Raw genomic sequence first — 13,630 nt, 5'->3', positions numbered from 1 at the left:
TGGTAGAGAATACCAAGGCGCTTGAGAGAACGATGTTGAAGGAACTCGGCAAAATACCTCCGTAAGTTCGCGAGAAGGAGGCCCTATTCGTAGGCAACTATGGGTAGGGGGCACAAACCAGGGGGTGGCGACTGTTTACTAAAAACATAGGGCTCTGCGAAGTCGCAAGACGACGTATAGGGTCTGACGCCTGCCCGGTGCTGGAAGGTTAAAAGGAGGGGTGCAAGCTCCGAATTGAAGCCCCAGTAAACGGCGGCCGTAACTATAACGGTCCTAAGGTAGCGAAATTCCTTGTCGGGTAAGTTCCGACCTGCACGAATGGCGTAACGACTTCCCCGCTGTCTCCAACATCGACTCAGCGAAATTGAATTGCCTGTCAAGATGCAGGCTTCCCGCGGTTAGACGGAAAGACCCCGTGCACCTTTACTACAGCTTCGCACTGGCATCAGGACTGCAATGTGCAGGATAGGTGGTGGGCTTTGAAGCAGAGACGCTAGTCTCTGTGGAGCCTCCCTTGAGATACCACCCTTTGCATTCTTGATGTCTAACCGCGACCCGTTATCCGGGTCCGGGACCCTGCGTGGTGGGTAGTTTGACTGGGGCGGTCGCCTCCCAAACAGTAACGGAGGCGCGCGAAGGTTGGCTCAGAGCGGTCGGAAATCGCTCGTTGAGTGCAATGGCATAAGCCAGCCTGACTGCGAGACTGACAAGTCGAGCAGAGTCGAAAGACGGCCATAGTGATCCGGTGGTCCCGAGTGGAAGGGCCATCGCTCAACGGATAAAAGGTACGCCGGGGATAACAGGCTGATGGTGCCCAAGAGTCCATATCGACGGCACCGTTTGGCACCTCGATGTCGGCTCATCTCATCCTGGGGCTGGAGCAGGTCCCAAGGGTATGGCTGTTCGCCATTTAAAGAGGTACGTGAGCTGGGTTTAGAACGTCGTGAGACAGTTCGGTCCCTATCTGCCGTGGGTGTAGGATACTTGAGAGGAGTTGCCCCTAGTACGAGAGGACCGGGGTGAACGATCCACTGGTGGACCAGTTGTCGTGCCAACGGCAGTGCTGGGTAGCTATGATCGGAAAGGATAACCGCTGAAGGCATCTAAGCGGGAAGCCCCCCTCAAAACAAGGTATCCCTGAGGACCGTAGAAGACTACTACGTCGATAGGCCGGAGATGTAAGCGCAGTGATGCGTTCAGTTGACCGGTACTAATTGTCCGATAGGCTTGATTTGATCCAGTAACAGCTAGACTGGACCAAAAGCCGTACATCCGTACGACTTGGAATGCGTTTTTCTCGGTTCGGTGGTAATAGCGTGAGCAAAACACCCGATCCCATCCCGAACTCGGCAGTTAAGTGCCACTGCGCTGATGGTACTGCGTCTTAAGACGTGGGAGAGTAAGTCACTGCCGAACCTAGTAAAACGCATCGATTGTTCTCTTGAACGATGACACTAAAAAACGCCTCAGCCGAGACAGGCTGAGGCGTTTTTTGTGCCAATCCAACAGATACATCCCAAATGCAAAGTCAGACGTGGCCGAGCGTCACGACGAATGCATTGCTCATTACACGATGACCAAATCAAATGACGCCACTCTGGAAACGAGGTGGCTCTTATCGTTTGCCGACCGTCATGCGACCGTATCGGTTCTCAAACATGCCTGAGTTGGTATAGTCTTGACCGCGATATGTGGATGAGCGGAGCCGGTATTGACAAGAAACGTAAGGCAGGAAGACGCTGGCATGTTCATGCAGCGGGCTCCTGGCATCCGTTGCGAGGATTTCCAGGTCTTCGGGGAGCGAGGGTCCGGGACAAATTTTCTCACCCAATTTCTGCGCAGGAATCTGAAGATCACGTTCAGGTCGCAGTATGGCTGGAAACATGGAATTCCAGTTGCGGTCGGCTACCGACATGAAAGCCTGATTGCCGGCATCTATCGCGACCCAATAGATTGGCTCGTAAGCCTCTTTCAGGTTCCACGGACGACCTATGCCGCACAAGTGCCTGACGACTTTTCACAGTTTATTCGAAGCCCGTTCATGGGGGTCACCTCTCACAACGACGACGACTACTGGCGCGACGGCACGAACGCGACTGTGCCGGAGGACTGCCCGCCCCAATATCTTCAGCTGGATCGGCATCCGATTACCGGACAACCTCCCGCAACCCCGATGCATCTCCGAAACTTCAAGCTCGCATCGCTGCTGGGGTTCAAGAATCGCGTGAACAATCTGGCTCTCATTCAATATGAACATCTGAAGGAGAATCGACGCGCTGTGATCGAACGGATTTCGACATTCTATGATCTGCCGATCAGCGGCGACTTCGACCCGATTGAACAAGCCGCCCAGCCCAAAAACAATTTCAAAGGGCGGCCCAAGATGACGCGTGACCAAATCTCAGACGCGGACATGGCCTACATTCTCGACCGTCTGGATCTCGAGCGGGAACGCGCGCTTGGATATGACTATCCGGAACCGTGACAGTCGCCAGCTTCGATTTTATTTGCCGGATTCCGGGTTCAGCCCCTTGCAGCCGGGGACGACTCACAATAGCTAACTCTCATTGGCGCGGGGTGGAGCAGCCCGGTAGCTCGTCAGGCTCATAACCTGAAGGTCGTAGGTTCAAATCCTACCCCCGCAACCAAATATCCTTGCGAAACCTCCGTCGGTCAAACCGCGGGGGTTTTTTGCTTTTGTGCCCGCGAGTGAAGAGATCGGCCGCCTAGCCCGGCTCGGACCGACAGCCAAGATAAGAACAGCTTCGCGAGGCCTCAGCCTGCGGCAGAAGTCTGAGATTTAGCTCTCCCCGCAACCCGTGAACACAAACCCAATCGGGCTTGCTGGTCCCTGAGAGCTCTCCGAAAAACGCAGTTTCCGGCTGATCGACGGTTGCACATTTCGATATGTCGTCGTCATCTGTCTGGCGGACAGATGAGGTGAGATGACGTGAGGGGAAACACATGACCGCCAATCTTGATTTCGAGACACTGAAAGCCGACGCCGCGACCGGTGCCATCGATACGGTCCTCGTTTGCCTGATCGATATGCAGGGCCGCTTGATGGGCAAAAGGTTCCACGTGTCGAACTTCATCGAAAGCGGCTTTGAGGAAACCCATTGCTGCAACTATCTCCTCGCCACCGACCTCGAGATGGCGACGCCCGACGGCTATGCGGCGACGTCGTGGGAGCAGGGCTACGGCGATTATGTCATGAAGCCCGATCTCTCGACACTCCGGCGGGTTCCGTGGCTCGAAGCCACGGCACTGGTATTGTGTGACCTCATCGACCATCACACCCGCAAGCCGGTGCCACATTCGCCGCGTCAGATCCTCAAGGCGCAGATTGCCCGGGCCGAAGCCATGGGCTTTACGCCGATGATGGCGACTGAACTGGAGTTCTTCCTGTTCGAGAAATCCTACGATGACTATCGCAAGTCCGGCTTTCGCGATCTGGCGCCCCTGGCGGGATACAACGCCGATTACGCCATGCAGCTGACCACCAAGGAAGAGCATGTGATGCGGCCGATCCGCAATCATCTGGTCGCGGCGGGCGTTCCGGTCGAGAATACGAAAGGCGAGGCCGAGACGGGCCAGGAAGAGCTTAACATCCGCTACGCTGATGCCCTTCTGGCCTGCGATCACCACACGATCGCCAAACAGGCCATCAAGGAAATCGCCATGGCGCATGGCCATTCCGCAACCTTCCTGCCGAAATGGCATCACGACAAGGTCGGCAGCGCCGCGCATATTCACCAGTCGCTGATGACGAAGGATGGCCCCGCCTTTCACGATGCGGATGCGCCGCTGACGATGTCCGACGTGATGAAATCCTACGTCGCAGGCCTGCTCCGGTATTCACCCGACATCACCGTCTTTCTTGCACCTTATGTGAACAGCTACAAACGGTTCCTGCCCGGCACGTTCGCACCGACCAAGATCGCATGGAGCAATGACAACCGCACCGCCGGCTACCGGCTGGTGGGTGAGGGAACAAAGGGCGTCCGGATCGAGTGCCGGATCCCCGGCTCCGACATCAATCCCTATCTTGCCTGCGCCGCGCAACTGGCCGCCGGGCTGACGGGGATCGAAGAGGGGCTCACCCTCGATCCGCCGGTGAATGGCGACGTCTATGCAATGGAGGAAATCCCCTCGATTCCCCACACGTTGCGCGACGCAACGCAGACCCTGCGCAAATCGGCGATGCTCAGGCAGGTGATGGGCGACTGGGTCGTTGATCACTATACCCGCGCTGCCGAAGTCGAACAGGAGGCGTTCGACGCTGTCGTCACGGATTGGGAAATCGCGCGCGGTTTTGAAAGGGTATGATGAAATGACGAAAGTCGACCTGATTTCACCGATCGACGGATCAGTCTATCTCAGCCGCGATGTGCTGACCCCTGAACAGGCCACGGATGCGGCGTCACGGGCCAGACGGGCGCAGCCGGGCTGGGCGTCCCGCCCGCTATCCGAGCGGATCGAGATCGTGCGCAAGGCGGGCGAGATCATCGGCCAGACGACCGATCGCATGGCGGTCGAGCTTGCTCACCAGATGGGACGGCCGGTTCGCTATGGCGGCGAGTTCGGCGGCTTTATCGAGCGTCTTGGCTATATGGCCGATGTCGCCGAAGACAGCCTTGCGCCGATGATCATCGAAGACAGCGACGCGTTTCTTCGCCAGATCAAGCGCGTCCCGCGGGGCGTGGTCATGGTCGTGGCTCCATGGAACTATCCCTACATGACGGCGATCAACACGGTCGCCCCGGCGCTGATCGCGGGCAATTCCGTCATTCTCAAACATGCAGGCCAGACGCTTCAGGTCGGCGAACGGCTCCAGGAGGCGTTTCTCGAGGCGGGCGTCCCCGAGGACGTGTTCCAGAATGTCGTGATCGATCACACAACGACGTCTGCGTTGATCTCGTCCCGGGCCGTGGATTTCGTCAATTTCACGGGCTCTGTCGGGGGTGGGCAAGCGATGGAACAGGCGGCCGCCGGCACCTTTATTCCGGTGTCGACGGAATTGGGCGGCAAGGATCCGGGCTATGTGAGGGCCGATGCGGATCTGGATGCGGCCGTCGACACGCTGATGGACGGTGCGATCTTCAACTCGGGCCAGTGCTGCTGCGGGATCGAACGGATCTATGTTGCACAGCCGCTGTATGATGCCTTCGTCGAAAAAGCCGTCGCCTGGGCTGCGGCACAGAAGCTGGGCAATCCGCTCGATGCCGACACAACACTGGGTCCGATGGCCAACATCCGTTTCGCCCGCGAAGTGCGCGCGCAGGTGGCCGAGGCTGTCGCCGATGGCGCCACGGCGCATATCCCGCAGATGGCGGCTGATGATGGCGAAAACACCTATGTCACGCCGCAGGTGCTGACCGGTGTGACCCACGACATGCGGGTTATGCGTGACGAAACCTTTGGCCCGGTCGTCGGCATCATGCCGGTGGCCTCGGACGACGAGGCGATCGCGCTGATGAACGACAGCCGATTTGGCCTTACGGCCTCGATCTGGACAGCCGACACCGATGCAGCAGAACGGATCGGTGACAGGCTGGAAACCGGCACCGTCTTCATGAACCGGTGTGACTACCTCGATCCCGCTCTGTGCTGGACGGGGTGCAAGGATACCGGCCGTGGGCAGGGCCTCTCGAAACTTGCCTATCAGGCACTGACCCGACCAAAATCGTACCACCTTCGAAAGAACTGACATGAGCCCGACTGCAAACTGGTCCTATCCCACCGCGATCCGCTTCGGCGCCGGGCGTATCGCCGAAATCGGCGAGGCCTGCCGCGCCGCCGGCATGTCGAAGCCACTCCTTGTGACCGACCGTGGCCTCAAGGACATGGAGATCACGCGCCGCACACTCGATCTGATGGAGACGGCGGGCCTTGGTTCGGCCCTTTTCGCCGACGTCGATCCCAACCCGAATGACGGAAATGTCGAAGAGGGGCTCAGGGTCTATCGCGAGGGCGGCTTTGACGGTGTGATCGCCTTTGGTGGCGGGTCCGGTCTTGATCTGGCCAAGACGCTGGCCTTCATGGCGGGCCAGACCCGGCCTTTGTGGGATTTCGAGGATATCGGCGACTGGTGGACGCGGGCCGACCCGGCGGGCATCCACCCCATCGTGGCCGTCCCCACAACTGCGGGCACCGGCTCCGAAGTGGGGCGCGCCTCGGTGATCACCAATTCAGCGACCCATGAAAAGAAGATCATCTTCCATCCCAAGATGCTGCCTTCGGTCGTGATCTGCGATCCCGAACTTACAGTCGGGATGCCGAAATTCATCACCGCCGGAACCGGGCTCGATGCCTTCGCGCATTGCGTCGAGGCGTTCTCCAGCCCGCATTACCACCCGATGAGCCAGGGTATCGCGCTTGAAGGAATGCGGCTGGTCATCGACAATCTGCCCCGCGCCTATGCCGATGGCACCGATCTCGAGGCGCGCGCCAACATGATGAGTGCGGCGGCCATGGGGGCGACGGCGTTCCAGAAGGGGCTGGGCGCGATCCATGCCCTGTCGCATCCGATCGGCGCGCATCATCACACCCATCACGGCACGACGAACGCGGTCTGCATGCCGGCGGTGCTTGCATTCAATGCGCCCACCATTCGCGACCGTTTCGACCGAGCCGCCGGCTATCTGGGGATCGAGGGGGGCTTCGACGGCTTCTGCGCCTTTGTCGACACCTTCAATGACAGCTTCGGTATCCCCAAGACGCTGTCCGGCCTTGGCGTCACCGATGCCGACATCGACCGGCTGGTCGCCGATGCGCTGCGCGATCCGTCGACGGGCGGGAACCCGGTCGAGATGACGGAAGAGAATACGAGGGCGCTGTTCGACGCGATCCTCTGACACCTCCGGGAACATAACCGTTCCCGTAGACACCGGCATCCGCTAGCCTGATCCCGAAGGGCGTGTGGATGCCCGGGTGTCAGAAGGAGATTTTCGTGCCGGGGCCAAAGAACATATTGTTTATCATGTTCGACCAGCTCCGCTGGGATTACCTGAGTTGCTATGGTCATCCGCATCTGAAAACCCCGAACATTGACAGGCTTGCCGCCCGGGGTGTCCGGTTCGACCGCGCCTATATCCAGTCTCCGCTGTGCGGCCCGTCCAGGATGTCGACCTATACCGGCCGCTATGTGCACAGCCACGGGGCCACGTGGAACAATGTACCGCTCAAGGTCGGCGAACTGACGATGGGCGATCACCTGCGCGATCTGGGCATGGGCTGCTGGCTTGTCGGCAAGACCCACATGAAGGCCGATGCCGAAGGCATGCGCCGGCTGGGGCTGGAACCGGACAGCGTGATCGGTGCGCGCGTCGCTGAATGTGGCTTTGATATCTTCGAACGTGACGACGGCATGCGTCCCGAGGGGCCGGACGGGTTCTACGACGCGCGCGGTGCGGCCCGCTACAACGAGTATCTTCGCCAGAAAGGCTATGACAGTGACAACCCATGGCACGATTTCGCGAATTCCGGGCGCGACGATGACGGCAATGTTCTGTCGGGCTGGTTCCTGACGAATTCGGATTTGCCGGCCAATATCCGTGAGGAAGACAGCGAAACGCCCTATCTGACCCGGCGTTTCATGGATTTCGTTCGCGAGACGGGCGACCAGCCGTGGTGCTGTCACCTCAGTTATATCAAGCCGCATTGGCCTTACATCGTGCCCGAACCCTATGCGAGCATGTATGGACCGCAGGATTTTCTGCCCCCTGTCCGGAGCGAGGCCGAACGGCAAAGCGATCATCGGGTCTATCAGGGCTTCATGAACAATCGCATCGGTCAGGCCTTTTCCCGCGACGAGATCCGCGAAAAGGTTCTGCGCGCCTACATGGGCTTGATCAAGCAATGCGACGACCAGATGGGCGTGCTGTTCGACTGGCTGGAACAGACGGGGCGGATGCAGGATACGATGATCGTCCTGACCTCGGACCACGGCGATTTCATCGGGGATCACTGGATGGGGGAAAAGACTTTCTTCCACGATGCCGCCACCAAGGTCCCGCTGATCATCTATGATCCCTCTCCCGAGGCTGACGCCACGCGGGGCAGCGTCTGTGACGAGCTTGTCGAATGTATCGACCTGCCGCCCACCTTCGTGGACATTGCGGGCGGGCAGGCCTCAAGCCTCGATCATATCCTCGAGGGCCATTCCCTTTTGCCATATCTGCGTGATCGCGATGCGGGGCCCGTCCGCGACTATGTAATCTGCGAATACGATTTCTCGGGCAGTCCGCTTGCCGAGGTGCTGGATGTCGAACCAGATGCGGCGCGGATCTTCATGATCGCGGACAAGTCATGGAAGCTCATTCATTTCGAAAGCGGCGACAGACCGATGTTGTTCGATCTCGAGAACGATCCAGATGAGCTGAACGATCTCGGAACCGATCCGGACAGCAAGGACGTCATCGATCTTCTTTACGACAAGTTGTTCGAATGGGCGCGCCGACCGGCCGCGCGGACGACCGTTTCAAAGGCCCGACTGAGGCAGATGCGTGGTGGAGCGGCCCGGACCGGGGTCCTGATCGGTGTTGTCGACGAAGACGGGATCGAGCCGGAACTGAGTGCAAAATACAGGGGCAGGAAAGCCCCGGACAAGCGGGCATAATCCGCAATCCGGCGGGAGGGCCGGTTGTGATTTTGGTCCGGTATTTCAAGGGAGGAGTTAAGAATGTCCATTTCAATCAGGGTGCTGGCGACAATTGCCATGACGGTGGCGGCCGGGGCTGCGGGCGCGCAGGTCAATCTGACGGCGGAAACGTCCAGCCCCGGAAACTCGCCACATGTCATGATGGTCCACCTCGCCGACGTTCTGGCACGCGAGGGGATTGCCGACATTCAGGTTCAGGAAGGCCAGACCGCGACGAATTCGATCGTCAACGTGGCCGAGGGCAAGTCCGACATGGTGACATCGCCCACCATCCTCTATTTCCTGCTGGAAAACGGGCGCGGTCCATTCTCGGGCATCGGCGCAGAGGCTGGTGCCGAACTGGTTCAGAACATCCGCGCGATCGCCCCCTTCAACGCGGGCGCCTATGGGCTGTTCGCGCCGGTCTCCAGCGGGATCGAAAGCTATGAGGATCTGGCCGGCAGAACCGTCTGGAACGGACCGCCGCGCGGTGCGGCCCTGACGCTGGGCCGCCAGACCATTCAGCTTGGCTCGGGTGGGTTTCAGGAGGGTGAGGATTACAACGGCATCCAGACGAACTGGGGCCAGCTGCCCACGGTTCTTGTCGACGGGACGGCCGAGGCATTCCTCGTGCCGATCACCTTTCCGTCCGATCGGGTGATCACCGCACTTTCTGCCGGGGACATCAACATCATCTCGTTCCCCAAGGAAATCTTCGAAAGCGAGGCGATGCAGCGGTTCCTTTCGGCACCCGGAAACAGCCCCGTCGTGATCGATGGGTCCAGACTGGGCTATGGCGAGGGACAGGGCGTGAACTTGATCTCCGAAGACGGCATGTTCCGGTCTCCCGGCGTGCCGTTCGCCACGATGGTCAGGGCCGATATGTCCGATGACCTCGTCAAGGAAATGACAGCCGCCTACATCGCCTCGTTCGAGGAATTGTTCGCCCGCACACCCTATGCCGGCAACGTGAATTTCGACGTGGTAGATCAGGTGATCACCGGATTCTGCGGTGGGCTGGGCCTCAAGTATCACCCCGGCGCCGTCGCCGCCTGGGAAGAGGCGGGCTACGACATTCCCGATTGCGCCGAATAGGCGTGGCCTGCGGCGGGCCAGCCATCGGCCCTCCGCAACCGACCCACCGGATCGAGCATGAGTATCTGCTGACATGACCGACGTTGCCGCGGATCCACAACAGCCGCCTGTCGGGCCACCCAGCAAGCTCAGGCGCGTGTCGCGCGCATTGGGGCTTTTGCTGGTGATCATCGGGCTCGTGAACACGATCCCGTCGATCCCCGGGCTGGACGCATTCGTGCAGGGGCTTGTCGGGGATCCGGATTTCGCGATCCGCAAGTTCCCCTACGAGCGTCTGTATCCCATCGCCTTTGTGCTGATGATGCTGATCGTCGCCACGACCCATTCCTTCTGGGCCGAATTCACCCGAACCGGGCGCGGACGGCGGATGCGCCTTTTCGGCGCCGGGATGGATGTGACCCTCGTCGTGATGGCGATCGTCGTCTCGGGCTCCTACGTGATCGAGATCGACAGCGTCTGCCTGATCGACCAGATCACTGGCGAACGCCAGGCCCTGATCGCGCAGGCGCTTCAGGAGGAACGCGAATTCGCCGAACTGTTCGGCCTGCCGGAGCCGACCAGCGTCGATGATCCCGCCTGTATCAACACGCTGGGGGTCTGGATCTTCGCGGTGGTCGGCGGCGCGATCACCGTCTTTCTGGCCTATAATGTGCGGGTCTGGGGCTTTCCCCTCGTCGCGGTCGCGATTCTTGTCGCGGCCTATACGATGATCACGGTCCTGATCTGGTATGTCTTCGGCGCCGAGGACATGAACAAGTACCTCATCACCAAGCTGGGCGGCGAGCCGCGCACGCTTCTTGATGGGCGGCCCAATGTCGAGGACATCCTCGTCAACAATTCGCAAGGCCTGCTGGGCCGGTTCATGGGCATCCTGCTGAACACGGTCTTTCCCTATATCGTGCTGGGCGCTCTGTTCGGGATTTCCGCCGGCGGGCGGGCGCTGATCAAGGTTGCATTCCTGTTCACCCGCCGACTGCGTGGCGGGCCCGCCCATGCCGCCATCGTCTCGTCCGCGCTGTTCGGAACGATCTCGGGCGGGCCGGTCGTCAATGTTCTGTCCACGGGCGTCCTGACGATCCCGATGATGCTCAAACGTGGCTTCAACCGCACCTTCGCGGGCGGGGTCGAGGCTGCGGCCTCGTCTGGCGGACAGATCATGCCCCCGGTGATGGGGGTCGCGGCCTTCGTTCTGGCGGCGATGACGGTCGTGCCCTACCGCGAGGTCATCATCGCGGCGCTGATCCCGGCGCTGGCCTATTTCGGCTGCCTGTTCCTGACGGTCGTGTTCCAGGCGCGCAAACAGGGGATCGAACCGGTGGGCGAGGCGACGGACGACATGCGCATCACCCGCGAGGACCTGCTGCACCTCGTGATGATCCTGGGCCCGATCCTTCTGATCCTGTTCCTGCTGGTCACGCCGAAAGAGGCTATCGGCTGCGGCCCGATCTCGGCCTTCATGGGGATCGAGACGGTCGTGACGGGGCAAAGCTGCCGCGCGGCCGATCTGCCGTTTCTGCTCCAGATCGTGCAGAATTCGGCCGGTGACGCGAGTTCGGCCGGCTGGTGGGCCGTCGTCCTTCTGGCCGTTCTGTTCTTTCTGGATCGCGATATCCGGCGTAACCCGGGCAAGTTGCTGTCGGCCTTTTCCGATGCGGGCGTCCTGATCTCGACGCTCTACCTGATGTTCCTGTCGGTCTCGGTGATCGACTTTTCACTGAATTTCACCGGGCTTTCGGGCTTTATCGCGCGGGACGTGCTGTCGCTTTTGCGTGTCTTCGGGGCAGAGGTGCAATCGGGCGGGATATTCCTGTTTGCCGCGCTGCTGATCACCATGCTGATGGCGATCCTGCTCGGCATGGGGATGCCGACCGTCCCGGCCTATGTGAACGTCGCGCTTCTGATGGGGCCGCTGGTCGTGGGCCTTGGTATCGCGAATTTCACGGCGCATATGTTCATCTTCTTTTTTGCCGTGGCCTCGGCGATCACACCACCGGTTGCCGTCGCGGCCTTTGCCGCGGCTTCGATCACGCGGGCCGATCCGATGGCCACGGGCTTTGCCGCCGTGCGCGCCGGGATCGTGATGTTCGTTCTGCCCTTCATCTTTGCGTTCTATCCCGAGCTTCTGCTGATCGATGCGGCAAAACTTGACCCGCAGTCGGGAACGGATGCCTTTCTGCCGGGCTATTCGGCGGGGATCGACTGGTCCGGCCTGCTGGCGCTCTTGCCGCGTCTGGCGTTGTCACTCTACCTCTTGGCCAGCGCACTGGCCCGGTTCGATGCGCGCGGGATGACCGGGGCCGAAACGGCCCTTCGCCTGATCCTTGCCGTCGGGGTCATCATGCGCGACCCGGCGATCCATCTGCCGGCTTCGGCCATCGCGCTGGGCATCATCGTCATTCACACGGGCCTCGCCCGCCGCGCATCGCGCGCCTTGTGACCGTATGAAAGGAAGTCTGATGCTCTTTGATGCGCCGCCCCTGCGACATGTCTGTGATTTCACCGTCGCGCTCAGCCCGATCATGGAGATGGGGCAGGGCCCTGCCGGTCTGCGCCGGATCATCCCCATCGTGGGCGGCACGGTCGAGGGGGACCGTATCCGGGGCGAGATCCTCGATCTGGGGGCGGATTGGCAGACGGTCTTTGCGAATGGCGCGGCCGAGCTGGATGCGCGTTATGCCGTCCGAACCCATGACGGCGCGATCATCGAGGTGCGCAACCTCGGTGTGCGACATGGCCCCGCCGAGGTGATGGCCCGGGTGGCGCAGGGTGAGGATGTGGACCCGGCCGACTATTACATGCGGTCTCATCTGCGGCTGGAGACCGGCGACGCGCGATACGATTGGGTGAACCGGACGCTGTTCCTGGGAACGGGTGGGCGACGGGCCGCAAGCGTCCTTCTGTCGATCTACGAGGTGGGCTAGGCCCCTTCAGTCTTTCTTGAGAGCGGTCAGAAGGTCTTCGATCCGGTCCAGAAGGGTCTGGATTTCCGTCGCACCGATCCGCTCCTCGATCTCGCGATAGATCGCGGCGCTTTCGGGTGCCACCCGTGCGATGAAGGCATCCCCCTCATCGGTGAGCGAGACCTGCATCCGCCGGCCGTCCTGCGTATCCCGCCTGAGCGCGATGAACTCCCGCGCCTCGAGCGATTTGAGCATGCGCGTCAGCGACGGCGGAAGGACGCAGGCCCGTTCGGCAAGGCGGGAGGCGTCCAGCTCGCCGGCCTCCTGCAGGACGCGCATGACCCGCCATTGCTGTTCGCTGACGTCATGGGCGCTGAGCATGGGGCGAAACCGTTCCATCACGGCCTCGCGCGCCCGCAAGAGCGCGATAGGAAGTGTCCGCTGCGTTTCGGCGAGTTCGAAACCGTCCTTGAGAGAGGCGCTCATAGCGATCCTGCCGCGGCAATGATGTTTGCTCTCCAATGGCAGATGCGTGGTGCCTTGACAAATGACCTTTCCTCCAAGCTCCTTTCATCGAGGTGCGACAGGAGGATCGATGCCACATCTGCACATCGAATATTCGCGTGGCCTCGAAGAGAGGACGGATATCGCCGCACTGTGCCGGGTGGCTCATGCCGCGATAATCGAGACCGGGCTGTTCCCGATGGCCGGGATCCGTATCCGGGCCTTCGCGGCCGATCATGCCATCGTGGCCGACGGCCTGCCGGAAAACGACTTCGCGGCCTTTACGCTGACGGTCGGGGCGGGGCGGAGCCCCGATGATCTGAAGAGCGCGGGCGAGGCGATCTTTGCAGCCCTGCGCGATGCCCTGGCCGGGCCGCTTGCGACGGAGCATTTCGCGCTTTCCATGGAAATCCGGGTCTCCGACCCGGACCTCAGCTGGAAAGCCACGCCGATCCACGCACGTCTGAGTGCGAAAGCATAGGGAACGGGC

The 13,630-nt window shown here is 60.8% G+C and carries 10 protein-coding genes, 1 tRNA gene and 2 rRNA genes (1 of these 13 running past the window's edge); 12 read left to right on the top strand and 1 reads right to left on the bottom strand.

Features of this window, described 5'->3' with window-relative positions; all coding sequences use genetic code 11:
• The 11 genes from EP376_RS09355 to EP376_RS09305 form a co-directional block, all read left to right on the top strand.
• A 23S ribosomal RNA gene (locus EP376_RS09355) occupies nt 1–1,235 on the top strand; it begins 1,597 nt to the left of the window's first position.
• A 66-nt stretch (nt 1,236–1,301) separates the two neighbouring features.
• Nucleotides 1,302–1,416 (top strand): 5S ribosomal RNA (gene rrf / locus EP376_RS09350).
• Between the two features lie 328 nt (nt 1,417–1,744).
• The gene (locus tag EP376_RS09345; RefSeq protein ID WP_127655281.1) at nt 1,745–2,485 is read left to right on the top strand and encodes a sulfotransferase domain-containing protein; all 741 of its coding nucleotides are present in this window, start codon (nt 1,745–1,747) and stop codon (nt 2,483–2,485) included.
• Between the two features lie 86 nt (nt 2,486–2,571).
• A tRNA-Met gene (locus EP376_RS09340) sits at nt 2,572–2,648 on the top strand.
• A gap of 316 nt (nt 2,649–2,964) precedes the next feature.
• Nucleotides 2,965–4,329 (top strand): glutamine synthetase family protein, encoded by a 1,365-nt coding sequence (locus tag EP376_RS09335; protein WP_127655280.1) that lies wholly within the window; start codon nt 2,965–2,967, stop codon nt 4,327–4,329.
• A 4-nt stretch (nt 4,330–4,333) separates the two neighbouring features.
• Nucleotides 4,334–5,710, top strand: coding sequence for an aldehyde dehydrogenase family protein (locus tag EP376_RS09330; RefSeq protein ID WP_127655279.1), 1,377 nt, complete (start codon nt 4,334–4,336; stop codon nt 5,708–5,710).
• Nucleotide 5,711: 1 nt separating this feature from the next.
• Nucleotides 5,712–6,857, top strand: a complete 1,146-nt coding sequence (locus tag EP376_RS09325) for an iron-containing alcohol dehydrogenase (RefSeq protein ID WP_127655278.1) — start codon at nt 5,712–5,714, stop codon at nt 6,855–6,857.
• 68 nt (nt 6,858–6,925) lie between these two features.
• The gene (locus tag EP376_RS09320; RefSeq protein WP_255519440.1) at nt 6,926–8,620 is read left to right on the top strand and encodes a sulfatase-like hydrolase/transferase; all 1,695 of its coding nucleotides are present in this window, start codon (nt 6,926–6,928) and stop codon (nt 8,618–8,620) included.
• A 63-nt stretch (nt 8,621–8,683) separates the two neighbouring features.
• Nucleotides 8,684–9,736, top strand: a complete 1,053-nt coding sequence (locus EP376_RS09315; RefSeq protein WP_127655276.1) for a TAXI family TRAP transporter solute-binding subunit — start codon at nt 8,684–8,686, stop codon at nt 9,734–9,736.
• 73 nt (nt 9,737–9,809) lie between these two features.
• The gene (locus EP376_RS09310; RefSeq protein ID WP_127655275.1) at nt 9,810–12,173 is read left to right on the top strand and encodes a TRAP transporter permease; all 2,364 of its coding nucleotides are present in this window, start codon (nt 9,810–9,812) and stop codon (nt 12,171–12,173) included.
• 19 nt (nt 12,174–12,192) lie between these two features.
• The gene (locus tag EP376_RS09305; protein WP_127655274.1) at nt 12,193–12,657 is read left to right on the top strand and encodes a DUF3237 domain-containing protein; all 465 of its coding nucleotides are present in this window, start codon (nt 12,193–12,195) and stop codon (nt 12,655–12,657) included.
• 6 nt (nt 12,658–12,663) lie between these two features.
• On the opposite strand, the gene hpaR is transcribed toward EP376_RS09305, so the two are convergent.
• Nucleotides 12,664–13,122 (bottom strand): homoprotocatechuate degradation operon regulator HpaR, encoded by a 459-nt coding sequence (gene hpaR / locus EP376_RS09300; RefSeq protein ID WP_127655273.1) that lies wholly within the window; start codon nt 13,120–13,122, stop codon nt 12,664–12,666.
• A 109-nt stretch (nt 13,123–13,231) separates the two neighbouring features.
• Here hpaR and EP376_RS09295 point away from each other — a divergent pair, with 109 nt between their 5' ends.
• A complete protein-coding gene (locus EP376_RS09295) occupies nt 13,232–13,621 on the top strand; it encodes a 5-carboxymethyl-2-hydroxymuconate Delta-isomerase (protein WP_127655272.1) in 390 nt (129 codons plus the stop codon).
• Nucleotides 13,622–13,630: the final 9 nt, after the last annotated feature.

Origin of the sequence: Alexandriicola marinus, assembly GCF_004000435.1 — a bacterium.
Taxonomy (GTDB): domain Bacteria; phylum Pseudomonadota; class Alphaproteobacteria; order Rhodobacterales; family Rhodobacteraceae; genus Alexandriicola; species Alexandriicola marinus.
The sequence above is the reverse complement of the archived record's forward strand: the minus strand, read 5'-3'. Positions and strand labels throughout refer to the sequence as shown.